15 protein-coding genes are annotated in these 26686 nt (G+C 44.8%); 3 read left to right on the top strand and 12 right to left on the bottom strand.

Annotated elements, in window-relative coordinates; translation table 11 throughout:
- Positions 1-50: 50 nt before the first annotated feature.
- Positions 51-2171 (bottom strand): anaerobic ribonucleoside-triphosphate reductase, encoded by a 2121-nt coding sequence (nrdD, locus tag EJ063_RS00495; RefSeq protein ID WP_126572049.1) that lies wholly within the window; start codon positions 2169-2171, stop codon positions 51-53.
- A 300-nt stretch (positions 2172-2471) separates the two neighbouring features.
- Here nrdD and EJ063_RS00490 point away from each other — a divergent pair, with 300 nt between their 5' ends.
- Positions 2472-3350 (top strand): endonuclease/exonuclease/phosphatase family protein, encoded by an 879-nt coding sequence (locus EJ063_RS00490; RefSeq protein ID WP_126573079.1) that lies wholly within the window; start codon positions 2472-2474, stop codon positions 3348-3350.
- Between the two features lie 33 nt (positions 3351-3383).
- On the opposite strand, the gene EJ063_RS00485 is transcribed toward EJ063_RS00490, so the two are convergent.
- From EJ063_RS00485 to EJ063_RS00475, 3 genes are read right to left on the bottom strand one after another with little or no spacing between them, the layout of a single operon-like run.
- The gene (locus tag EJ063_RS00485; protein WP_126572048.1) at positions 3384-3839 is read right to left on the bottom strand and encodes a YeeE/YedE family protein; all 456 of its coding nucleotides are present in this window, start codon (positions 3837-3839) and stop codon (positions 3384-3386) included.
- Between the two features lie 10 nt (positions 3840-3849).
- Positions 3850-4266, bottom strand: a complete 417-nt coding sequence (locus EJ063_RS00480) for a YeeE/YedE family protein (protein ID WP_126572047.1) — start codon at positions 4264-4266, stop codon at positions 3850-3852.
- A 3-nt stretch (positions 4267-4269) separates the two neighbouring features.
- Positions 4270-4581 (bottom strand): ArsR/SmtB family transcription factor, encoded by a 312-nt coding sequence (locus tag EJ063_RS00475; protein WP_279630355.1) that lies wholly within the window; start codon positions 4579-4581, stop codon positions 4270-4272.
- Positions 4582-4745: 164 nt separating this feature from the next.
- Here EJ063_RS00475 and EJ063_RS00470 point away from each other — a divergent pair, with 164 nt between their 5' ends.
- Positions 4746-6419, top strand: a complete 1674-nt coding sequence (locus EJ063_RS00470; RefSeq protein ID WP_126572046.1) for an FAD-dependent oxidoreductase — start codon at positions 4746-4748, stop codon at positions 6417-6419.
- A 177-nt stretch (positions 6420-6596) separates the two neighbouring features.
- Positions 6597-6782 carry a hypothetical protein gene (locus tag EJ063_RS00465; protein WP_126572045.1) on the top strand — a complete coding sequence of 62 codons (186 nt, stop codon included), beginning with the start codon at positions 6597-6599 and terminating at the stop codon, positions 6780-6782.
- 75 nt (positions 6783-6857) lie between these two features.
- Here EJ063_RS00465 and EJ063_RS00460 read toward each other — a convergent pair whose 3' ends face one another.
- The 8 genes from EJ063_RS00460 to EJ063_RS00425 form a co-directional block, all read right to left on the bottom strand.
- On the bottom strand, positions 6858-8027 hold the full coding sequence (locus EJ063_RS00460; RefSeq protein ID WP_126572044.1) for an MFS transporter: 1170 nt from the start codon (positions 8025-8027) through the stop codon (positions 6858-6860).
- The gene (locus tag EJ063_RS00455) at positions 8027-8719 is read right to left on the bottom strand and encodes an aspartate/glutamate racemase family protein (protein ID WP_126572043.1); all 693 of its coding nucleotides are present in this window, start codon (positions 8717-8719) and stop codon (positions 8027-8029) included. Before EJ063_RS00455 ends, EJ063_RS00460 begins: the two co-directional genes overlap by 1 nt.
- Positions 8720-8832: 113 nt before the next feature.
- Complete coding sequence (locus EJ063_RS00450) at positions 8833-17751, bottom strand: CHAT domain-containing protein (RefSeq protein ID WP_126572042.1); 8919 nt, start codon at positions 17749-17751, stop codon at positions 8833-8835.
- Positions 17752-17782: 31 nt separating this feature from the next.
- Positions 17783-21937 (bottom strand): caspase family protein, encoded by a 4155-nt coding sequence (locus EJ063_RS00445; protein WP_126572041.1) that lies wholly within the window; start codon positions 21935-21937, stop codon positions 17783-17785.
- A 61-nt stretch (positions 21938-21998) separates the two neighbouring features.
- A complete protein-coding gene (locus tag EJ063_RS00440) occupies positions 21999-22367 on the bottom strand; it encodes a hypothetical protein (protein ID WP_126572040.1) in 369 nt (122 codons plus the stop codon).
- Positions 22357-23718, bottom strand: a complete 1362-nt coding sequence (locus tag EJ063_RS00435) for a CHASE2 domain-containing protein (protein ID WP_126572039.1) — start codon at positions 23716-23718, stop codon at positions 22357-22359. The genes EJ063_RS00440 and EJ063_RS00435 overlap by 11 nt, the downstream gene beginning before the upstream one ends.
- A 20-nt stretch (positions 23719-23738) precedes the next feature.
- Positions 23739-25823, bottom strand: coding sequence for a caspase family protein (locus tag EJ063_RS00430; RefSeq protein WP_126572038.1), 2085 nt, complete (start codon positions 25821-25823; stop codon positions 23739-23741).
- Positions 25824-25841: 18 nt separating this feature from the next.
- Complete coding sequence (locus EJ063_RS00425) at positions 25842-26513, bottom strand: hypothetical protein (protein WP_126572037.1); 672 nt, start codon at positions 26511-26513, stop codon at positions 25842-25844.
- Positions 26514-26686 lie beyond the last annotated feature (173 nt).

Genomic DNA, 26686 nt, shown 5'->3' with positions numbered 1-26686 from the left:
TCAGGTTATTCAGAGATTAGATATCAACCATTAGGTATCAACACGTTAGCTTAAAGGTGCTTCACTCGGCGCTTAACTTCTTCTTGCTTACCGAAGTTAAATGGACGCGCATCTGGGCTACCTAAATAACCACACACTCGACGAGTAACAGACACTTTAGTTGAATCGTGGTTGCCACAGCTTGGGCAGGTAAAGCCTTTGCTCGTACAATCAAATTCGCCCATATAGCCACATTCGTAACACTCATCAATTGGCGTGTTTGTTCCGTAATATGGCACTCGGCTGTAACTGTAGTCCCACACGTTTTCTAGTGCTTCGATGTTACGCTGCATGTTCGGGAACTCACCGTAGCAGATAAAGCCACCGCTTGAAATCTCAGGATACGGCATTTCAAAGTCGATCTTGTCGTAAGGGTTCACCTTTTTCTCAACGTCCAAATGGAAGCTGTTGGTGTAGTAACCTTTATCAGTGACGCCTTTAATGACGCCAAACTCTTTGTTATCAATACGGCAGAAACGGCTACATAGGTTTTCACTTGGTGTGCCATACAGGCTAAATGCGTAACCCGTATCTTCTGTCCACTGATTCACGGCTTCTTTCATGTGTGAAATCACGTTAAGTGCTTTTTCACGTAGAACTGCATCATCGTAAACGTGCGCTTCAGTACCAAACAGTGCGTTCACGGTTTCATGAATGCCGATGTAGCCTAATGAGATGGATGCGCGGCCATTTTTAAAGATGTCTGCAATTGAATCATCAGCGTTCAGGCGAACACCACATGCCCCTTCCATGTATAGAATAGGTGCAACACGCGCTTTCACGTTTTCAAGGCGAGAGATACGCGTTTCTAGTGCACGTCTTGCCAGTTTGAGTTTTTCATCCAGCAATTCGTAGAACTTCGCTTCACTGCCTTTTGCTTGAATCGCAATACGAGGTAAGTTCAGGCTCACCACACCAAGGTTGTTACGACCTTCGTGAATAAGTTCGCCGTTCTCTTCATAAGTACCTAGGAATGAGCGACAGCCCATCGGCGTTTTGAATGAGCCCGTAATTTCAACCACTTTGTCGTAGTTAAGAATGTCTGGATACATACGCTTAGACGCACACTCAAGCGCTAGCTTCTTAATGTCGTAGTTAGGATCGTCAGATTTGTGGTTCAAACCATCTTTAATACCAAACACGAGTTTCGGGAACACGGCTGTTTTACGGTTCTTACCTAAGCCTGCAATACGGTTCTTAAGAATAGATTGCTGAATCAAACGAGATGCCCAGCTAGTACCAAGACCGAAGCCAAAAGTAACAAAAGGAGTTTGACCGTTTGCGGTGTGCAATGTGTTTACTTCGTACTCAAGCGATTGGAAAGCGTCATAACACTCTTTCTCTGTGCGTGAGGTAGCGAAGGCTTCTGCATCAGGAATGTCCCACTCTTTCGCGATCGCAAAATGCTTCTCGTAGCTGGTCATTACATACGGTGCAAGCACTTCATCAATACGGTTGATCGTCGTACCGCCGTAAATATGGCTCGCAACCTGCGCAATAATCTGTGCCGTTACCGCCGTTGCGGTTGAAATTGATTTCGGTGTATCAATTTCAGCATTGCCCATTTTGAAGCCACGTGTCAGCATGCCCTGTAAGTCGATCAACATACAGTTGAACATTGGGAAGAACGGTGCGTAGTCCAGATCGTGGTAGTGAATGTCACCCTGTTCGTGTGCTTGAACAATGTCACGAGGAAGAATGTGCGTCTTCGCATAGTGTTTAGCAACAATACCCGCTAGCAAGTCACGCTGAGTTGGGATCACTTTGCCATCTTTGTTGGCATTTTCGTTGATAAGATCAAGGTTGCTCTCTTCGATCAAACCTTCGATCTCTTGAGTTAACGCACTTTGCTTCTCACGGGCAATATCACGGTCATGACGGTATTCGATGTAAGCACGAGCTAGCTCTTTGTATGGCCCTTGCATCAGCTCATCTTCAACGAGTTTTTGTACTTCAGTGATTTCAACCTCATCGCGATCTTGTAACTTGAGTTCGACTGCTAACGCTACATTGAGTGCGTATAAGGCGATCTCTTTGTTACTGTGATCCGCTGCGGCTTCCACTGCTGCTTGGATACGGTCTCGACTAAAAGGTACTCTCGACCCATCACGCTTGATTACGATTGGTTTCACTGATTCTCCTTACCCTAAGCATACTCACAGAGTTATCCACAAAGCACACTATATAGGCGATTTATTATTTTGCTGACACAAGATGTTGTGGCGTATTTAACGAGATGACACAGTTGAAAGTATTGATTTTGATCAATAAAAAGAGAGCCTCGGCTAAGATCAAATCAATCTTAGTGGCGTAGGTCTAAGTTAGAAAGTAATTTGTGAAAATTGCAAAAATAGCGCTTTTGATGCTTGATTTTTTGCAATGACTTATAGGATAAAGGCTAGACTCTTACACAACGAATAACTTCATTAATGATGCGAAAATATTGTTCACTATTGAGCGTTTTACCACTAATCACTGCATTCAACGTTCAGTCTGAAACACTCTATTCCGCTTGGAACCTAGAATGGTTAAGTAATACACCGTCTGAACAATTTTCATCCTCTCAGCGCAGCAGTGACGACTATCAATCACTACAACGCCACTTTGAGTCAATGCAAAGTGATGTTGTGGCTTTTCAAGAAGTCAACGATAAGCAAGCTTTGCGTAAAGTCATTGGCAACGACTACACCATCTATATGTCCCAACGCGCCAAATCATCCAATAGCAGGCACCAATTTGATGACATCAACCAATACACCGGATTCGCTGTTAATAAAGGTGTTCCAGTCAAAGACATGCCTGATTTGAAACTTGATGGGAATAGAAACAGTAAACTTCGTTTCGCCAGTTATGTGGTAATAGAGCCTGACGGCAAACAGCCAGTTCACGCCCTTTCCGTTCATCTTAAGGCACGCTGCTCAGGTGCGTTTAATGGAAGCAAGTCATGCAAAACCCTTAAAGAACAAGGACAGCACTTGAACAAGTGGATTCTTGAACGGGAGAAACTTGGGGATGCGTATATCATTCTTGGCGATTTCAACCACAACATGGTGTATCGCGGTGATTGGTTATGGAAAGAAATCACTCAAGGTTCAAAGGCTGAACTAGCGACTCAGAAAACGAGAGCGCTGTGCAAGGTCAAGTCACGCAATAACCCAAGCCGCACTCACCAGTTTCGCTCTCTGATTGACCACATCATTGTCAGCCACCAGCTTGATTACCAAAAACCGAAGCAAGACGTTTACCCGGTTGATGATGTCCTAAAGTACCAACTGAGTGACCACTGCCCTGTCTCTATGTCGCTAAACTAAAGTTCCCTAATTTGAGTATTGAGTTAGATATACCTAGTTAGCTTTAGCAGCGATCAACGCCTGTTTCTTGTTGAGATATAATGAGCCAAGTAAAGAACCGATTACCATTGCGGCAAGAAACAGGATGATTGACGAACCACCAGCGGCGAGACTTGAAACCGCTGGCCCAGGGCAAATACCAGCGATGCCCCAACCAATACCAAATAATGCTGAGCCCACCACCAGATTGTTATCTATTTTTGAGCTTGTTGGCTTCGCAATCACATCACCATTAAGACTGGTTGATTTCGGTTTAATCAACATTATATAGCTAGGGATAAACACCAGTAGTGCACCACCCATAACGAATGCCAAGCTTGGATCCCACGTTCCCGCAACATCTAAGAAACCAATCACTTTGGTTGGATCCATCATGCCCGATACAGCCATTCCTAAACCAAACAACAAGCCACTGAACAAAGGTGTGATTTTCACTAGTACTTTCTTCATTTAACAATCCTTAAACGTGTAGACGCAGATAAACCGTCAACGCAGCAACGGCCATAAATATGCACGTTGCAATGATTGAACGAGGTGATAGTCGACCAATACCGCAAATACCATGACCACTGGTGCAGCCATTGCCAATTTTCGTTCCTAACCCGACTAATGCGCCAGCAGCGACAATGGTAATAACGGGTGTGGTCGTTAAATCTGGTGCTTGGAAGTGTCCATACGCCACGGCAACACCACCGCCAATCACCATGCCGACGACAAACAGAACCCGCCAAGCCCAATCTTTTGTGCGAGGTATAATGATGCCATTCACAATGCCGCTGATCCCAGCCGTTTTCCCATTGACTAGCATAAGCAGAACAGCAGAAACACCAAGTAAGATCCCGCCAAATAACGATGTCCAAGGTATCAGTTCAAGCATCTATTACTCCTCTTTGGCACAAAACGCTTGATGTAGCGTATCGATCAGTTGTTCAACTCGTGGATCTGACAACGAATAAAACACTTGTTGAGAGGATTTTCTCGCCTTAATCAGATCATGCTTACGTAGCACTGTCAGATGCTGTGAAAACGCAGACTGACTGAGCGTAGAGTTTTTTTGTAGCGCTCCAACGCCCATTTCACCTGACGTTAATTGGCACAAAACCATGAGACGCTCTGGATGAGCCATGATTCTCAGTAGTTCAGAAGCTTCGATGACATTGCTCTGCACTTTTTTTACTTGTTCTGCTTCCACTTCAATTCCTCAATACAGGACATAAATTAGAGCTTACTAATTAATATAATTTAGTCAAGCCTAATTTAGCAATCATAAATTTAGCCCAATTAACATTAGACTTTTCTAAAATAAGAATTTACAGTGATGCCATTGCCGATATGAAAAGTGAGAGGAAACCTCAAATGACAAAAATTTTAATCGTAGGTGGTGTTGCTGGTGGCGCATCAGCAGCAGCAAGAGCACGACGACTAAGTGAAGACGCTGAAATAATCATGTTTGAGCGAGGTCCGTTCGTTTCCTTCGCCAACTGTGGTCTTCCTTACCATATCGGCGGTGATATTCAAGAACGGGATAAGCTTCTGCTACAAACACCTGAAAGCTTTTTAGCGCGCTTTAACGTTAATGTGCGTGTGATGAATGAAGTGACGGCCATCAATCGTGATGCTAAATCTGTCACCGTCACTAACCTTCTCGATGGCAGCCAGTATAGCGAAAGCTACGACTTCCTTTTGCTTAGCCCTGGTGCCAGCCCTATCGTCCCTCCTATTGAGGGTATCGATGACCCTTTGGTCTCACCTCTGGTTCATTCACTGCGTAACATTCCTGATATGGACCGCATTCTTAGCGTCCTTCAAACCAAGCAAGTGAAGCATGCAACCGTCGTTGGTGGCGGTTTTATCGGTCTAGAAATGATGGAAGCGTTTCATCAGCGAGGCATTAACACCACCCTATTGGAACTTTCCGATCAAGTCATGGGGCCAGTGGACCGAGAAATGGCCGGTTTTGTACACGCAGAAATCAAACAAAAAGGCATCGATTTACGACTTGGAGTTGGACTTGTTGGCATCAGCGTATCAGAAAGCAACACGCTAAACTTGATGCTCAGCGATGACAGTCAATTCGAAACAGATCTGTTAATCATGGCGATTGGCGTCAAACCCGAGAATACACTCGCTAAAGAAGCAGGATTAACGCTTGGTGCTACAGGTGGTATTTGGACTTCCCCGACACTGCAAACGAGCGATCCGGCGATTTATGCAGTGGGCGATGCTATCGAAGAGGCCGACTTTGTCACTGGTCAGCCAACATTGGTTCCGCTTGCAGGGCCAGCCAACCGTCAAGGTCGCATGGCTGCCAATAACATGCTCGCAAACAGTGATGGCGAACTAGAAACCTATCAAGGCACACAAGGGACAGCGATTTGTAAGGTCTTTGACTTGGCGATTGCTTCTACGGGTAAGAACGAAAAGCAACTGAAGCGTGACAACATAGATTTTGAGAAGGTGTATGTTCATACAGCAAGTCATGCGAGCTACTACCCTGGCGCAGAGACAGTGTCACTCAAGCTTCTTTTTTCACCGAGCGATGGCAAGATCTTAGGCGCTCAAGCGGCGGGTAAAGACGGTGTAGACAAACGCATTGATGTACTCGCCGTTGCTCAACGTGCGGGAATGACAGTTGATCAATTGCAGCACTTAGAATTGACCTATGCACCCCCGTATGGCAGTGCCAAAGACGTGGTAAACCAAGCGGCGTTTGTGGCATCAAACCTGATTAAAGGCGATCTAAAAGCCATTCATTTTGATGAAATCACGAATCTAAGCGATGACCAGATCTTGCTTGATGTACGCAACCCGAACGAATTGACGAACAACGGATTCATCAAAGGCGCAATTAACATCCCAGTCGATCAACTGCGCCAACGTATGAGTGAGTTGCCGAAAGATAAAGAGATCATCATTTACTGCCAAGTTGGCCTACGAGGTAATGTGGCCTATCGCCAGCTGGTCAATAATGGCTATTCGGCGAAAAACCTTATTGGTGGGTATCGCACTTACCTATTTGCGAACGCTTAGTATCAACCATTCACTGCCATTGGGGAGCAAGTCGCTCCCCCTTTTTTTGGCTACTTAGATCTGAACACTACCACCTTAGTCTAGTAAGTAATCTTAATTGATCTAAATCAATTAACCACATCTCAAACAGGGCTATTGTTACTAATGTGTTAAATCACTTTAACAAAGGAATGTAGTATGGAACTAAAACAAGACCCACGTTGTTATACCGATGTTTGCATTGACGGAAAGTGGTTTCACCATGATCACGGTACGACAAGTGCTTACATGCTAAAAGGCGGAGCGTCGTGTGCCGTTGAGCTAAGCAAGATGCCTGAAACGGAAAACGAACTCATCGAACTCATTCAACACAATCTTAATTAACGTCTTTTCAGAATGAATTCATTAAAGGGCTGACACAATCAGCCCTTTATTTATTGTAGCTAGGCTCAACCCTATTTAGGCGATAGATTGCCGTGCTTTGTAGGTATTAATTCCAAATAATGTCAACACAGCTAGTACAAATGGTAGTACGTAGATATTCATCATCTCCCACCCGACTGTCGATTCCAACCAACCTGATAACAGCGCCGTGATGGTGACACAACTGAAGACAAAGAACTCGTTGAAGGCTTGAGCTTTAGACTTATTACGTGATGAATATGACTGACTAAATAGCCCAGTAGCGGCAATAAACATAAAGTTCCAACCAACACCGAGTAGGATCAAAGCGAGACTAAAATGCCAGATGGATTGGCCATGTATATTGATTGCGATACACACAACAAACAATAACCCGCCAGACAAAATCATGTTTCTTGCGCCAAACCGTTCGATCAAACGTCCAGTGAAGAATGCTGGGACAAACATTCCCAGTACATGCCATTCAATCACGCCAGCCGCTTTTTCAAAATCAAACCCACAACCAATCATCGCGAGCGGGGTTGCCGTCATTAGAATATTCATTACCGCATATGCCACCATCGCGGCAAACACAGACAACATGAAGTTGGGTGCCTTAATAATGTCTTTTATTGGCTCTGCTTTAGTATCAAGTTGGTTTTCGTGAATGGGTGGAAACTGAATAGTCTGTAATAAACACAAAGCTAAAACATTCAAACCGATTAGGGCCATAAACGCGCCAACGTACAAGCCATCACCCGACCACTGCTGTGAATAGATAGCCAGATTAGGGCCTAGCATTGCCGCTAACACACCACCCGCCATCGAAATTGAAATCGCTCTATGTCTTGCGCTTTCGTCACAAACTTCTATTGCTGCGAATCGATAAAGTGTGCCAAAGCCAATGCCAATCCCTAGCAGGAACGTGCCGACACAGAATAGATAGAACATTTCTTGAGACAGTGCGTAGGTCGAAACACTCGCCCCTGAAATACCAATTAGATTACCTATGCTAAAGCCTTTTTTTCGGCCAAGCTTACCCATAATTAAAGAAGCAGGGATCGTAGCACTCATTAATCCTAAAAATTGCAACGCCACTGGTAACGTAATGAGGCTTAAACTGGGTGCAATCGCTTTACCGACAAGGGCTATCACCGATATCAGCAGTATGTTGCCCGTCATTAATAACGCTTGGCATAGAGACAAAAGCCATACATTTCGGTTCATTAACTCACGGCCTCTTTGACCGCAGTATGCGCATGGATCTCAACCGTATCAAACAGTGATATCTCTGTTTCATCTTGCGAGACCAACAGGCCTATCTCAGTACAACCCAAGATCACGCCTTGTGCGCCGTTCATTGCAAGCTCACGAATGATGGTGTGGAAATCATCTTCTGATCTTCGCGAAATCACACCCATGCAGAGCTCGTTATAAATCACATCATGAACGAGCTTACGCTGAACACCGTTAGGCACGATGACCTCAATGCCGAACTTGTCAGTAAGGCGCTGCTTGTAAAACCCTTGCTCCATAGTAAATGCCGTACCCAGCAGTCCTACTTTGGTGATGCCCTGCCTCACCAATTCAGCTCCTGTCGCATCAGCGATATGAAGTAATGGGATAGAAATGGCTTCTTCAACTTGCTCCGCCACTTTGTGCATCGTATTGGTCGCGATCAAAACGAAATCGGCTCCCGCTCGCTCAACTGACTGAGCTGCATCACACAGTAATACGGCGCTTTTGTCCCATTCTCCACTTCGTTGCAGCGCTTCTACTTCTGCAAAGTCGACACTATTGAGGATGATCTTCGCCGAATGCAGTCCACCTTTGTACTGTTTTACGCCCTCATTGAGCTGTTTGTAATATTCAGCTGTGGACTCCCAACTCATTCCGCCAATGATCCCTATCGTTTTCATTACCTATCCTTCCCTTTGTTCATTACTTACAATAAAACAGATCACCTATTTCATTACAAATCAAAGCATAACCAAGGTTAAGCTATGACAGACGATTATTACCTCTAAGACAGTTACGGTTTACCAAACACACTAAATGCCGCCCACGAAGCAGGATCTGAGATTTCTCCTCCGCGCAAAATTAACGCCCTTTGTGCATTGGCTAACGCTGAAAAGTTGTTCACCTTGTCATTATCTAGCTCTAGATAAAAAGTTTTCATCAACTCGGCAGTCGCTCTATCATCTACTTGCCAATAGCTTGCAACGATTGTTGGCACTTTGGCGTGAGCAAATGCCCTAGCTAACGAAGCGTATTCAAGTCCTTTTTTACCAATACCCGACTCACAAGCTGAAAGCACAACAATGTCGGTTTCCGCTAAGTCCATCACCGAGATATCAATAATTCCAAGGCGTTCGTTGTTGGCCATCAATAAATAGCTTGCCGCTGGATCTTCACTATCAAGGACACCGTGTGTAGCAAAGTGGATGAATCGACTGTCGTATGCAGAGCTGTCGAGTTCATCTAAGGACGCCTCTTCGCCTTCTAGTACCAAGGTTTCGTGTTGTACACTTTGTTGAATGTAAGCGACTTCAGCCCGCGCTCCTGGCAACGAACCGTCTGGGTCAGAGATAAAGAGTGCCATCTCATTCAGTGATTCTTCCTTATCCATTACTAAGTTGAAATGATACATAGAGGGCAGAACTCCGATGTTATAGCGTTCCACAGCATATTCGAGTGCCGGAGTTTGAGTTCGGATTAAAGCCGAAAACGGCAAGTAGTTTAAGCTCCCTACTGGTGTCACAAATATTTGCTCATGTTGGTTGAGGTCAGCTTCTATTGGCCGTAACAATTTGTCATACAGCCATTCTAAGCTTTTATTGAGCGCTTGCTTCGGTTGAGGGTTTGATTTCTTGATGAAGCCTCTGTTAAGAGCAAACCCTTCAAAAGATGACGCCGCTTGTTCCACATTAAGGTTCATCGCTTTTAACCTTAAACCGACTGTCGCCGTCTTGATATGCTGCTCTAACTCTTCTTCGCTCACTTCAATTTGAACCACTTGGCTCCCCTCACTAGTGACTATTTGCGTGAGGAGCTTATCGGGTGTTGGAATGTATTGAACCAAAATTTGACTCTCGGTTAGTTTGTCATGCATCGCACCAATTTCACGGGGATCAAGACGCAGCATCTGATACAACGCCTGATGATCTCTTTCTAGCTCTGCCAATAGTTTTTGACGCTTTCTTTCTCGTTTTTTTATCTCTTTTACAAAGTTGATTTCACGGCCTTTACTATCCAGTTTGGTGTTAACTACCGCACCTTTTTCTTGTTGTTCAGCGATTTCTTGCTGTTCTGACTCAAGTGTATACAGTTCTGATTCAAGCGCTTGATAGGAGGCGATGAGCTGCCCTTGTTCGCTGTCTGCGGGAATTTTATCTAGAAACATCTTTGACAGTTCAGTTTGTACTTGTATGTTCTGAAAAGTGAACGCCTCTTCACCCCTTAAATGATCAGTAAGTAATGACGCTAAACTGCCCGCTTTGTAGATCAAAAGACCTAGGTCCGTGCTCACGTAGACTCGACCAGTTGGATCTGACGCAACGGAATGAATCACACGCGCCCCATATTGTCCCAGCGCTTGATCGTCTGGTAGCAATTGGTTGATACGATCTGGGTAAAACCACCTGCCTTTGTAATAGCCAACAACACCACCCGCTGAAGGGAACAGCCAAGCGTCCTCTTTTTGGATTTGAGCACCCGGCCCCCCAAGGAAAATCATGTTTCCTTGACGCAACATCTCTAAGTAGCTGACATCTTTTCTCTGTTTGTATGATGTCCATTTTGTTCCATCATCTAAAAGAAACTCCCCCGTTGTTGAGACAATGGCATCCGAGTCTGAGATCGGCGTGTAACCCACAGTGAACCACCTAGGGCGACCTTCCTCACTTACTCGGACGAAACCATTATCTGTGAGTTTCAACAAACCACCGACCAGATAAACACCACCGTGATTTAGGTGACCTTCGTCCGATGCCACTACATATAAATCGCCTTTTAAGTCACGGAAGATAGTTGCGAGCTGGTTACTCCTAGCAGGAAATTTAATCGGGTCCACATAATAGTTGTAACGCTCTAGATTATCTGGTGTCCAATGGAACAAATCAGCCCCTGCGGTCACCCATATAGAATCATCATGATCAACATATATGTCTGCAATTTGACCATTTTCGTCTTCGCTAACCGCATCAAACAACTCTGTTATGGTCGCTTCCGCTCCTTGAATTTTTACCACTTGGTTACGTGAGTGGCTAATGATGTCGCCTTCACTGTTGTGTCTCAGGATCTTCGCATTGACGTCACTGTAGAACGTAGGAACAAGTTGCTCCTTGCCTTCATCTAACAGCGCGATGATCTCATTACCGGTTGCAGCAAAAGTTACATCAACATCGGGTAAGTAGAGCAGGTCTCGAACTTCTCCATATTGAGTGATTCTTTGACTCCGTGTAGGTGAAAATTGATATAGCCCCTCTTCTGTCACCATTGACCAGGTACTAGAGCCATCCATTGCTATTCGATAAGGCCCAATATTCAAGCCCCCACGCTGCGATTCATAAGGGAGAGAAAGGGAAGTGAAATAGCCCTCATTCCAAATAGAGAAACCTTGATCGGTGAGAGCGACAAGCCTCTCTCCGACTTCAGGTATTGAAACCATACTCATCGAATGCAGACGCTCACTCAGGTTCAACTGAGATTTGTCTGCGACGGGTCGCGGAAGCGTAAATGCCCCATCTACCAATGTAGATTGCAGTAAGCGGTCTCCATCCCACAACCACAATGTATTTTCGCTCGCATGCCAAACAAGGTGTTCAATATCTTCGATTAGAGTCGTAAGTTCACCTTGCCCATTTTGATAAGCGATTTGGCCTTGGCTTTTTATCAACCACATATCACGCGCCACTGGGTAAACCTCATCAAGATGTTCTGATGGGGTGGCCAACCAATCAAATGCCTTGGTATCCGAGTTCCAATGGCCAATTTGATTGCCTGCTATCAAGGATGTACCTATCGGGCTCGAAGTAATATGTCTAATTACAGGATCAGGTAATTCTTCATCTATTCCACTCCACCGGGTGGTTTCTCCTGAGGCGTCGATACGGAAAAGGCCACCATCTGTAGCGACCCATACAGAATCATGGCTATCGACGGTGACTGCGTTGATGCGATGTCGGGGAGCAGGTTCTGGTTTTGTACCCACACGTACAAACTTACTTGCTACACCATCATAAACATACCAGCTCCAGAAGCTATCCCTCCTTAGTAAGAGCCCTTGTTCGGTGCCAAGTAATACATCACCTTTGTTCGTTGATACGAGCGAGGAGACGCTAGATTCTGCGAGTGATTCACCGAGTAAGGTGGGTAAATTTTCCCGATACCAATAACCACTGTTATTCAAGATATTGCTTTCGAGCCAATTGGATTTGGGCAGCTCTGCCATCTTTAAACGGTGAATTTGTTCTTGTATGTTATTCATCGGTGATGATCTATCTGACCCCGAATTTAACCATGTCATCATCGCCTGACTCATGGCAAAGTCTTCTGCTCCTAGACCATTAGGCTTAATACCACTTTGTACCCAATGCCACAGCCATACCGCTTCGGCAACCTGCTCTCTCGCGCTGACTTCATTATAATACTGTTGGAAAAGATCATGAGTGATTGATATTGCTTCGTTCGCGTACTTTGGACTCGATTTAGCATTGTCTGCAAGATACTGCGCCAGTGATAACGCTGTTGTGACTTCTTCCTCACTGCCGTACTCAGTTTCATTGTAACTTTGTCTAAGCTCCGCCAATTTTGGATCGTCCGATGCAATGTCAGGCAGTTCAAATTTAGAAATAGCTCTTTCTAACGACTGAGTGAGTGACAACAGTGATTGGAAATTTCGAGTCAGTTTTAGAGCAACTTGATGACCATCTTCACTGTGAACTTCGGTTATCTCCCCCTGATCGTCATACCGAATCAGTAAAGTCCCAACCCCCTCTAGTTCTATGACGATTGGCTTGCCATTTTGATTGTATGAAAAGTGGGTAACTTCGTTCTTTGAGACCATCTTTTTAATTTGACCTAGTCGGTCATAAGTAAGATCCACATAGGCACCAGATGAATCTTCAACTCTCGTGAGGTTACTTTCTTCGTTGTAGTTCGCTTTTACAAAGGCTTGCCCACGCGAGAGGTAAATCACTTTACCTAATTGAATATCATCTCGGCGGGTTATGATCTCTCCATTCGGCAATTGTATGTCGACTTCAGCTAACCCATCAGCAAATCGATATCTTATCTGGTTACCTTCTTCGTCTAGTGCATCATGACGAGCTCGCTCAAACCAACCTATATAGCGCAACGACTGAGAGATACCACTGTCGTTACGGTATGCCAAAAACTCGGCAATATTGTCTCCAAGTCGACTTCTAGCTTGCCCTTCAAACTCTTTGTTAATCACTAAACCGTTACGTTTTGCTGCGTCAATTTTTGCTAACGCTATGACAGGCGTCCCTTTCCCCCATTTAAGGGCATAGTGCAAAAAGGTCGACAGTTTTTCGCTGCTGTAAGGATCTCTCTCGATCATGCGAAGGCCATATCGATATATTTTGCCAAATGGCAACGTACCGCTTTGCTTTTGAACTAAGTGCGCGTATATCTTTCGATTGTCACGAATCAGCTGAGCATAATCGTAAGCAACTTGGCTGGATTGCTCCTTCTTACCAAGTGCGTACAGTATGTCTCGTTGATAATAGAGATAATTACTTAGGCTGCCATAACTCGATTGATACCACTCCCATTCACTCAGTATTCGTTCAAGTAGCACCGCTTCCTGTGCATTATCACCCGACATCCCAGACAGAACCCAGACTTTCGTCAGTAAATAGTCCTGTCGACTTTCAGTTGGCAGAGATTGCCAATCAATATTCTCTAGTCGTTGTACCGCTTTTTGATCATCCTTGGCGATGAAATCCACCTCCACTAGCTTGATCATTGCAATATAACTATCTGGGTCAACCTCAAGTAAATTAAGCCAAACTTGCTGGCTTTGAGACTTGTCTACGTCCGCGATATACCCCCATAGTTTCTCATTCCATGTTTGGTTTTGAGCGACGTTCAGCAGCTTGTTATAAGCTTCTTCAGCACTGTGTTTTTTAGTCAGTGATAGATAATATTTTGCAATGACCTGCTTATTATCAGGCCACCAAAGCCGTAGACGCTCGACAAGAGATAATGCTTTTTCAGGCTGATTTTGATCAAGATAAGCCGAAGCCAGTGACAAATTTAGTGACACAACTTGCGGATAGTCTGCAACAGCCGATTTCAGCAGAGCCTTATATGCCTTATGCATAGAAGCGCTATCGTAAAGAGATAGTCCGGCGTTGTAGAGATCAATAGATGGAGTGTCATTCGACTCAAGCGCTTGCTTCAATACACTGATAGCTTTTGCGGTTTCGCCAATATTATCGAGACTTGTTATGTAGTCTGCCCAATTGTCACTATCAAAATAGTCCGATTCGAGCACGGGCTCCATCACCTTAGCCATGCTGATATATCGCTTATCCTTTTCATATAAATGGGCTTTGTGAATCGCCAAATAGGCTGATGAGTTTTCGCCAATTGTTTGATAGATCTGATACGCTTTTCCTCGATTTCCGCTGTCTACATAGGCACGAGCGAAATAGCGCAAAGAGCGAACTGAGGGTGATTCGTCATTCAAAACGTACCATTTACTCCTCACATCACTTAAGTGCTTGAGCCGAGTTTCTTGGTCGGTCGCAGCGAGCAACTCAGCAATCTTGTTCATATTGGCGTAGAACGGAAAACGAATCGAAGCCTGACTCAGTGAGTCAATCGCATCCTCTCTGTAATAACGGCCGGAATAAAAGTAAGCGATGTCAGTCAATAATCTCGAATCTTGGGTCTCTTGAGCCCACTTTATCTTGGTTGTTAGCAGTTCTGAATTGTAGACGCTTCTTCGTTTCAAGACTTGCTGAGCTATCTCTTCAAACAACGTTCCTGCTAGGCTTTGTTCTTCAAGAATCTTTGTTACCCTGTGACGGAAATCATCGCCATTAATCCATGAGCTGTCTAAATATCGCCATATCAGCTGCCAGTGATTTGGCGCAAGTCGAATGCCGTCTTCCAATGTCGACCAAGCCTTATCGAGCTGATCATTGTCAATGTAATAACCTGCTAAACTGTTGATCAACCATAGGTCAGTGGCTGTAGGTTGCATTGAGTTATACAAAGCGACAGCAGTAGACCAGTCCTCGTTTAAGATCGCCATTTGGACATGATATCCCGCACCGAGTACCTGCTTTAACTCATTACTAAGCCGTGTATCACCTTCATTCACTCGCTTAAGGTTATCTCTTACAGTCAGCCATATATAACGAGCAAACGGATGTGGGTTAGAAGAAAGTAGGTGGGACTCTAGATGTGAAAGTAACGTATCAAATTCATGCTGATAGTAGAGCCAAGACCAATACCGAATATGGTCACTGTCATAGAGTTGATGCCGATTGTCCGTTTCTGTTGGAACAACATAGTGAGGCTTAAGTAGCTCAATGATCGGTCTATCACCGTTACTAATTGCAGCTTCAAACGCGGTCATTCCTCTTGAATTAACGGTATAAGGGTCGACACCTTTATCAATCACCATCGACAACAAGTTGCGGTTGTTAAGAGTAATCGAAAAATGCAGCAATCGAGCTAACTGCGGTGAGTCTAACTTGCTAACATACGTTTCCATAAAACGTTCATCGGTCGAACGTCCCAAGCTCTCCAGCATCGTATCGTCCAATGTAAGCGTGAGACTCAGAACCCAACTTAGCGTCTCTCTGTCCCCTCTCTCCGCTACGTAATCAAGTAGCGACTTCCCCATACCATCTTGATGCAAGAGATCCGTTGATAAGGAGCCCGGCTCCTTGCTGAGCCAATCGGTAATAGTAACCGTCGGTGTGCGGTGGTAGAGTGCCGTCAACAACGTATAGCCATCTCCATTAAGGTTGCGGCTTCGAGCTCCACGCTCCCAAAGGGCTTTGGTCAGTTCTAGTTGGTTTGTCATATACGCTTGCCAAACCAGCACGTCCCAGTCTTCGCTTAGAAGTAATCGATCTGAGCCTATCAATCTTATTAGAATCTCTGGCGCTTTATTGAGCAACTTAAGTTCGAGGTCAGAGCGCGTCTTCTCTGACATAGCTTTGAAGTCAACACCAACACTTTGTGCCTGCCAGTATTCGTCCGTCACCTTACCGACGAGATGGTGTAACGGCAACGCGTCGTCTTTGTCGGCTACATCTAACTTTGCGCCTAACTCGACTAAGTGGTTAACAAGTGCTTGATAACTGGTTTGTAGATTTGGATCGACCTCACTGTGCATGAGTGTATAAAGATGCAACTGTGGATCAGTCAATGTGTGCTCTTTTAATAAGGTCAAAGCAAGATCAAAAAAGCCGTATTCGAGCAATCGAGTATAGAGTTTTCGCTTTTGCTCAACATTCATTAAAGGCAAAGCGTTGACTGCGTATTGGTTGAGCAAAGCCTGACCGTCCTGCGCTGAAATTTCACTTGAATCCACTTCGGCAAGACGAAAGATCACAGGAACAAGCAACGCCCCGGGGATCATCTCTTGCGGAATCCTTGTCACTATCTCTACTACACTCACATCATCATAAGCACGAGGTACGTAGCTCACTATTCCATTGAGTAGAGCCTGATTGCTTGTCTTTAACGCCTCTTCCACCCACGCTATTATTCGCTGCTCATTGTTTTCAAAATAATCGTTGAGTTGTTCCTGCAATTGACTAACTTGTCCTGCACTAAAACGTTCAGCATGGGTCAGAAATAACTCGCCTAATTCATAATCAAATATCAGTTCTGCGATCAACATTATCTGAGGATCAGAAGCCTGCATAAACGCAGCATCAACATAGTGATTCACGATCTCGCTTCTCGCCTCTAGAACAAAATCCAACGGCGTGTATTCATCGATGTTTCTGCTCAACGGGTCGACACCGTTTTCAAGCAAGAACAGCGCACTTTGAGCACTCTCAAAATAGGCCGCCAGATGAAGTAAGTTCCACTGTTCTTGATCAACGTGGTTTCGCCATTGAGCTTTAAACAACGCTTCAACCTGCGCTTCGTTGTCCCGGCGAATCGCAAATTTAAGTTGGGCGATCTCCAATTCTGGGTTGTTGTCGACTTCTACGCTTACAAGCTGAGTGATCAAATCGACAATTGCCTCATCATCGCTAAATAAAGCCAGTTCAGTGAGCAAGAGTACATCAGAACGAGAAGGTTGTTGTTTAGTGAGCAAAAAACTCAGTAACTCTGCGTTCTCTATTGAGATGGCCCAGTGTAAGAGGGAAAAGCCATCGTGTGTACGAAGGTTTAGGTCTAAGCCTTGCTCAACCAAGAGGTAAGCGGTGTCCGGTGATACCCTGCGCTCACTCTCCTCGCTCGCGCTATACAGGCTTTCTATGACATTCCAATCGTCTTGAGTTTGGGCATTAATGTTCTGATTAGGCTGTTCAAGTACCCACCTAATCGTCTCTTCATCTAATGAGTAAACCGCCAAATGGATTGGGGCAACCCCCGTTTTTTGCACCTCATCAATCTTTGCCCCCAGTGCCGAAAATAATTTCGCAGACAGAGCTTCACCCGACTCAAGAGAAATTGAAAGCAGTGTTCGTCCGTCTTCATCGACTTGATTTATGTCTCCCCCATAGTGAACAAGCATCTCCACGGCATTTAGACCTGAGTAATAATAGGCTGCAAAAATAGGGTACATGCCGTATTCATCATCAAATGTGTTGATGTCTGCACCACTCGCCACCATCGATTCCGCTTTAGTAAAGTCGCCATCGACAAGTTCATCTAACCAACTCGCAGATGCACAGAATGAAACTGTGATGAGTAAAAAGGAAACAAATTTGGTGATGTGATTCATGCTTCAATCCTTAAAGTATGTGAATCGTGGCTTAAAACACGGCGAAGTCTGTATCTAAATTGTAACTTCGAGTTGTTGGTTTCTGTTGGCCATTGGTAAGCCTCTGAACTTCTGCGTATGTGTACGTACGAAGCTCTGAAGTACTAATACGCCCATCTTGATTGGCATCAGCCGCCTTGTTCTTCAAAGCATCCAGTACCGCTGAAGTAAATACCCCATTAGCTATATTGCTTTTCTCTAACGCAAACTCGTATCCCCCCGAAGCGCTGATGACGACGGCACCAGTAGAGGCCCTCAAATCAACAAACGAAGTTTGAAGCTTTTGATACGACTGCTCTAAACCATCTTGGGCCGTTGGCTTACGAGATTTAACCTTAAAACCACGCCCGGTGACTCCTGCAGTAAGTTTGGTGTTGTTTAACGATGCGAATTGGTTCACTTCACCCGAATGACAGGTATCTAGCATCAAGAGCTTGTACCGAGAGGGGGAAGCGGCCAATAAATCGCTGATTGTTTTATAGCTAATACCGCGATTCTCTGGATTCTCCGGCGTAATATCGTGCGAACCAAAATAGTAATTGTCTTGGCTATCTAAAAACCCATGCCCTGCAAAGAACACGATCACACGATCATTTGGCTTAGCCTGACTTAGGAAGGCGTTCACCTTACCCATCGATTCTTGGACGACTTGCTCATCATATAAGGTGAGTTGCTCAACCCGATGAAACTCTTCACTTTGCGATAAGAGTGTACTGAGGTCTTCGGCATCTTTTTTCGCATAGTTAAGATTGAGCGATGACTTCTGATAATCAGAGACACCAATACTCACTGCGTAAAGGGTAGGCTTTTGTTGAGGAGATACCCGATAGTAACTTAGGGTTTGGCTGCGAGTTTGCTGGCCCTGCTCGTCTAACGCATAGACTCTGATAGTATTAAGGCCACTCGAAAGCTCTATCTTGATGTGACCACTACTTGCTGAGATCGCTCTGCCTTGCCCCCCATACAGAGGGGTTTCATTAACCGTGACGTGTAGCTGCCCTTTCAATAGCAGGTCGCTTTGCCAATCGAGTGTAACGGTATCCTTTTGCACAAATGGCCGACTGCCCGTTACCTTAAATTGATAGTCCGATTTGGTTTCAAATGAAAGCTTAGGTGAGAACCCTGGCACTCGGCTCTGACGTGCCCTAACAATATCTTGCCACATTGACAACTGTTTCTCGGAGGCAAAGCTAAGCCTCTCAAGCACAAGGTCTGGTCTATTCAGCCACAAGTCATAACGGCGATAATCAAACAAGGTCTCTTTGTTGATGAAACTTGCTTGGTGAATCCCTTTTGGTGTTCCCCAGTAATAGCCTTCTGGAGTACTGGCAACCATCTCATTGTCTTTATCAACCACCAGCGTCAACTCTAACTTACTCTGCCTATTGCTAATATCATGCTGTAACAATGGGACCGAAACCCGTAATTGCGGATGAAGAGGGGGTAGGCTGGGAGTGTTCAGCTGCCAAAACTTAATCTCACCCATCTGCGATGCCGTTCCGATAATACTCTCACTCACTTCGAATATTGCGATCACTCGGCCACTATGGGCGGTAAAACTTTCAGTCAACACACCAGATTCAATATTTCGGATGGTGACCATACCTGAATCGTCACCAAGCCATAACTGCCCTGCGTTGCTCACCCATTGCGCTGTTGGTGTCCCCCATGTCGCTTCTAATGTATCTTTCTGTTGCCCATCTCGATCAAAACGGCTAACCAGTGGAATACTGTTGTTGTAGAACGAGCCAAGCTCATACAAACCCGTAGAGAGAAACTCACCTTCTTTACTTGAACGAATCAACGAGCGGTGTGGTGCATTGCCATAGCCAATCTGTACGATCTTATCCGTGTCAGAGAAAGCGAGTCGGCTTTTTGCCAACATAACGACATAGGTGCTTCCTTTAGAATCTAGCGTTAGCAACTCATAAACGCGTTCCCCAAAGTCTTTGATTAATAATTCTTTTCCGGTAGAAATCGTATGCTTGAAAAGCTTACCACTGTCATCAACGTACAAAATTCCATCATCAATCCATTGAACGTCCGTCAGATTTTTTGTAATGCTAACTGGAGGAAAACGTTGGTCTAAGCTGGTGACCATCGTTATGTTATCTGCCATGAGCAACATCCGATCTTGGTTCACTGATACCCGTTTAGCAATAAATGGTAACTGCGTAACGCCCGTTTCAAACGTGGCTAAATCAACAATCCGAATGTCTGTACGATTGGCAAGGATATCGTTGGAAATCAGGAATAGCCCTGATTGGTATTGGAACACATCATCAAGGTGAGAAACTTTGGAGGTAATCCTGTCCACTACCTCTCCATTCTTGCTGTCGAGCAGCTCGATAACGGGTTCAAATCGACCTTGGTTATTACGCTTCCCACCAACAAAAACAAGCTCTTGTTCATCCGCCACATCTTGAGCTCTGCTGCTCACTAGTAACCAACTATTAGCGTATTGAGTTATCCACTTCCCGTTTAAATCGAACACACCGCTTCGCGTGATGACATATTCACCATCGTCACTAAAGTTTAATTGAGTGGCACTGAGCTGACTGGCTGTTCCAGTTTGGTAGTCTAGCACTCCGCATTTGCGCAGCTCTTGTGTACAATAGATCGCTTTAGGTTGATTTGGATGAAGTGTCAGGGAGTCAATAGTAATGGAGTCTGTTGTCTTAACGTCATCACCCCATAAGTTCTCGACCTTAATCGACTCTAAAAATTCGAATTCAACGTCCGGTTTTTCACACCAAGCTTCGGTGAAATCTGTTTTGGAACCACAAGGTTCGTGACTGATTGATAGTTGATAGAGATTTAATTCCCCATCCTTACTGATGGTCAGTACGCGTCCATCATTATTAGCTGCAACTTGTTGTGCCGACTGCAACTGCTCTTTCAATGTTATACGCGAGCGATAACCTGTATTAAGAAGTTCTAACTCTCTGCTGTCATTAAGAACTATGGTGTAACGGCCAAACGCAGCCGCTGATTGTACCGAACGTTCTGGGTCAAAGTCGGCAAATTGACCAAAGGGGATAAAGCGTCCTCCTATAGGGATATAGTTTTGAACAAGCCGATTCTTATCGACAGATGCGAGTGTTTTTCCATCCTCTGACAGCGTTAACTGCGCGCCACTTGAACGTTTGGTAAACAGAGTTTTTCGCTGAGCCAGATCCCAAAACGTTAACCAGCTCGTTTCTGAACCTGTCCCACCTTGACTGATGTACGCCAGCAACCCCGCTTCTGGCATAAACTTCATTGCAGTGACATCACCTTGAGGATGCACACTGATGATTGGTTCTGGGGAGAAAGCACTGATCGATTGACTGGAGTATGAATAACTCAGCCTTTCAATGACGTAGCCCGTGACCCAATTTGGAGCGCCACCCAAAGAAACATCACATGAAAAAATCACATCGGTGATTTTGCCACTTTTGGTAAATGCGCTAATTTTATACTCGCAAGGGCTAAGAAGTTGTTTATCACCAAACTGCTCTAACGCTATCGTAAACTCTGCTACTTGAGCACCCCATTTTTCCGTCACTCGACTTAAGGTAACTTTGGCGCTTTTACCGAGTTTCTCACTCAATGAATCCGGTAAAGAAACTGGCTGGTTTAGGTTATAGGCTTGAAAGGATAACGCTTTAGATAGGGTGCTATAAAAACTATTTTCGTTGATGGTATTAATAAAGCGGTCTCGATCTTTATCATCATAACCATCAAGAATTTCCTCACCTGGGTCTTCTTCAATGACTTTCCAGCCTGACTCTGACAAGCTCACAACAGCGCCCGACCCCATCAGCCTATTATGTTCAAACTCCATATTGAAGTTCTGACCTTTTCCCCGATAGTTCTCTAGATACTTCACTTCCCACCGTTGCTTTTCATTCTGCTCTGGTGGTTTACGTAACACAAATCGTACAAACCCTTCTTCTTGTACTTGGTGGTAACGATTATGTTTTCCTTCATGTTCACGTAGAGTCAGTTTTTTGCTGTGTAACGTTAAATAAGACTCTCCTACTTCAAACGTAGCCTGAGGGATACTGACCGTTTGGGAAGCAAACACACACACTGGAGCAAACGACATTAGCCCCCATACTCCTATACCAAAACCTCGGTTAGCCTTGTTTGCTGCTGTACCCATTTTGCTTCCTTGTCTTTGTTAGATAAATCAGCGTAACTACGCTACACAATCAGCCTACATATCACTCGTTCAAACACTTTATTTCGAGGTCGGAATCTCCGCGCATGCCGAAATTTTGATAATCACCAGCACGAACGGCACTGCTCTTCTGACAGGTCAAATCGAGCGTCTCTTCACTCAGTCGAACCGAAGTTCTAGGAATCCAAACCAAACCAATTCTGCGCAATTTTACCAATACCCGGTTTTTATCTTGATCTTGCACCTTGATCGGTGGAGACGGTATGTTATCCGTAGCTTGAATAACCCAGTCCCCCGTAAACGTTTGGTATTCAACAACAGGCTCTAACCACTCCTCGATCACTAACGCTTTCACGCTAAACGACAAACAAAGCAATGCCAGAAGTACAAAAACTATAGGTTTACTCCTCATGAGTATCTCCTTCCTCAGAGACACCGTATCGCTCATCGACTTGCTGCAAGAGCTGAGTTCCAACCCAGCCTAACGCCAGTATCGAGATCCAACTAGAAGGTGCGTAATTGAATAGACCAAACACAATGCCAAGCACTAGTACAATAAAGATAGCGCTCATCAACCATAATCGTTCATTCACAGGTATTAGCCATGGGTAGCAATGGGCATAGTTTCGGATTGCTACCAACAAGGTGATATAGAAAAGCCAAATTGTGAAATTTACATGGTCGACATTGTCATCTTCGCGTGTATATCGGTCGCCAAAAGTGATCAGGTTGTCTAACGCCATCGCATGGAAAAAAACACCAGGTAACGCGCCATGTACAGGAGATACAACATAATCATGAATGCCTTCAATTTGTCCTCCAACCAGAACAAGGGTGTTCTCTAGCATCTCACTAACACGTTCACGATCTTGTGGGTTCGGAGAACGTACTAGGGTCATCAATTCATCAGCGTAGAGTACTCTCTGCGGAGGGCATAGCTGCAACGATTCTTCCTCTTCTAACCACGGAAGAATGTTTTCAACAACCGACATGACCACGCGTTGCATCACATCAAAGACACGACCAAGCTGCCTACACTGTTGGCTTCGGTGCGGTACCATCACAGTTGCAGGGTTTGCGTTCCACCTCACACTCATGGGGGCTAAGTAGTTGTTTGGGTTGGAATCACAACGTGTTTTCTGACAGTACTCTTGGTACAACTGCATGGCGGCGGTGGGCGAACCTTGAGCGACGAATAAGGGGTAGAGATCACCTTCACCTTGCCAACCATTGACCGCAAGTTGGGCGACTTGTTTTATTTCTTTCTGCACAGTTTGATCCATAGACGAATCGACCGTACCACGCGCAAAATAGAGCGGCACAAGGGTCTTCTCTTGCATTGCTTTGAGTTTGGCGAATGCTCGAGGGTAGCTTACATCGAGCGATCGTTGCTTCATCCACATCACGTCATAAAACACAGCCATTGGTTTGTGAGTCATAATGGCCGAAAGCAGGTTCACTTGATCACTATAAGCTAACGGCCAGTCGTTAGACTCCCATAAATATGGGTAAAGGTTGTCGATTGACCGATCATTAAACAGGACAACAAGAATATTAGGTTCACTAACCGAGGAATCATACTGGCCCGACACCAAACGATAGATCGCCCTTTCCCCTGCTCGCTCACTCGCACTGCCTAAGCCATAAGGATCGCCATAAATCAACCAAGCCCCTAGAGTCGCCATAAACAACCACTGAGCGATAAACGTAAATCGTAGATAGAATCGTTTGAGCCAATGGTGAGCCCCTAACATTGTTCTCATCCGTTATCTCAACCTCACCATCATTCAGTTTTCAGCCGGATAACACTGATGCTCGCATTGCCAGACGACTTATCGCGTTTAACAAACGCACGTTGCATGGGTAAATCTCCGAGAGCTTGCGCGAAGACATCTTGGTAACTGTCACTGCTAGAGCGTGATTTGCTGGTAGTTCTCTGCTCAAAAACACTGCTGTCTAATGGCTCTTGCTGAAGATGAGCTAAAGACGTCTGAGGCGCATCTCGACTTGAAGGAATCGCAATCACAACAAACTGCTCCTCCCCTTTACTCTCTTCATTGCTCACTGTCCCTTCGAACTCTGCGAACTCTCCAGCAAAAAGTCGGCCGCTGAATCCAATCTCTGGGAAAATCTGGGTAATCCCTAATCCGCTATCAATGAACATCACCGTTAAATCAACAGGCTTTCGGCTTTTGTTAACGAAGCTCATGTAGAGATCATCTCCGTCTTTTGCCGCGATGAGTTGGTCAAGACCTAACGGATTGTCATTCAAAAATACTTCTGACATAACACTTGAGGTGCCCGTCATTTTGACGGCCAAACGTTTTAGATTATGTGCCCGAATAACCCTTTGCAATCCATTATTGAGTATAGCTAATGGCGTTTGTTGAGCAACATCCAAAGACAGGTATGTGTCATTACCGCGGGTAGGTTGACATTCCGTTTCACTAACCAGCTCACAGGGCAAATCCACATCACTCACGGTAAAGAAATACACTTTATTGTCTGTAACATAGAGGGAGATGTCCGCAGGTTGATCTGAGTCCACCCAATCGATGGTTCGTTGTAAGAACAGGTTTTCTTCTAATTGTGTTTCAAGTGCTGTTTGCCATGCCTTGGGTGGCGCTTTCTGCCATTTAAACCTAACTTTAGCGGGATAAGCCGGACTGTGTAGTTGAGCAAACGCCTTTTTAGTCGCGAACTCACCCGTTTTGAGCGACGCCTCACTGCTCGCTATTTGGCTATCAGTGACTTCAAGCACCGCTAAAGGTTCTTCTGAGGCGACATCCGCAAAAACTTCGACAACCGCTCCCTCTTCAAAACCATTCAACTGCCCGGCTTGAATGAAATAACGCCCTTTCTTCTTGCGAACTGGATACCGTGTTACGACATCACCGTCTCGGTGGAAAATCGGTTTGTCTAGGGATTCGCCTTCAAATAACGGCGTCGTTCGATACCAAGGTAAGCCGTTATAAGCAGACAAAATCCCCTGAGCCAATTGGCGATAACTCATATTGGGATTCTGACTGATCAAGGAAGTCAATGTGTAGGTAAATAGGCCCTGTGGTGAAGGTCTGTCACCATTCGGCAGTGCCATTTCTGGCGCTTCTTCATTGCTCTGAGCCGCGCCAAAACTGATCAAACTTCCTGCACCTTCGGCTAGAGCAACTGGTTTAAGTATTTCAATACTGTCATGCTGTTCGGGAATTGGACCCGCAGTAGGAGTTCCAGCCTTGAGCTGTTCAAAATTCACATTTCTTGATCGAAACTCTTGGCCGTTAACACTTCGTGTCATGGTTCCAGAGTGACAAGAATCGAAGATCGACCATACATCCGCACCTTTATTGCGTAAACGGTTCGTGAGAATATGCACTTCGTTATCAGTTAGACTATTCGGTACTTCCCCTTTAGCTTTCGACCACAACTGGACGTCTCGTGGCAAAAAGATTTCGTCTAAACCATCTGATGATTCACTTTTATCTTCGTTTCCTTGTACAGGTTGCTGACTACCATGCCCAGAAAAATGAAGATAAACAAAGTCACCTTTGGCCAGTTGATTCTCTATTTCAGTGATCGCATCAATGATGTTTTGTTTGGTCGGCAAAGGTGCGCCCTCAACACCATCAGCCAGCACTCGAATGTTCTTTTTATCGACCCCTTGCTGAAGTAGCATATTTTCGATTCTAACGGCATCATATTTGGGGCCGTTTAATGATAGAGTTTCGTCCAAATTTGGGTATTCAGACACGCCTACCACAACCGCATAATAGGTTGTGGCCCAAGCGCTTTGAGAGAACAGTATCCATAAAGCAAGCAATGCCACACGCATGAAATCTTCCTTGTGTTCATTAACGATAGGTGCAGACACTCCATCTGCACCTAGCTTTTAGTTCGTTAACAAGTCATAAGCGTTGTAAACCGAGCCATAGTTCTTAATGGTTATAATAAAATCACCATCAAAACGAGGGACCCAGTAACAATAGGTGGTATCTGTTGCGTCTGTATCTTCGCAGATCAGGTTTCCATTATGGTCATAAATATGAAGGTCAATATCCGTGTCTCCATCGCCAATTACCGCGACTTCTGCCACTTCTCTTCCATAAAAAGGAACAACATATGTATCTACTGCACCCGCTTCAACGCGGTCTGAGTGAATCGCATTACCTCCGATTCGACCTCTGGTCGATAGATTTTCAACTTGCTTGATGAGTGACGCATAAGCATCATTGTCGCCCGACCATTCTTCAGCATATTCAAGAAGTGTTTGCGCATCGTAACGAGCACGCTCTTGCTTGGTTGATTTAGTCCCACCTTCGGACTTTTTCTCTCGATCCTTTTGTTCAACACTATTCAGTTTTATCAATTTTGCTGATGTTATAAGCAGTAAAGGATCTTTATCTTCAACGCCCTTCATCGCTAAGTTATTTGCGACAATCAGGTTAGAGATTGTTGAATCTGGAGCTACCTTAGATTCTTTATCTATATTTTCTTCTTGGTCTGCAAGCGCATTGGGTGCGAGCACTACAGCCATTGCCAGCCATGCGATTTTAAACTTCATTGTTCCCCCTTATATCCTTGTTATATAGCCGATATTTATACTGCCACGTACGTAAGCCACTCTTAGTATAGTCACATAGACGACATTCACATCGTGATTTATTATAAATGCATCAATAATCTGTACGAATTGATAAATAAACTCATGCACAACCTTTTAGGTAAAATCAAGGA

Origin of the sequence: Vibrio aquaticus (assembly GCF_003970385.1) — a bacterium.
Taxonomy (GTDB): Bacteria; Pseudomonadota; Gammaproteobacteria; order Enterobacterales; family Vibrionaceae; genus Vibrio; species Vibrio aquaticus.
This window is presented reverse-complemented; position numbering and strand designations above follow the sequence as displayed.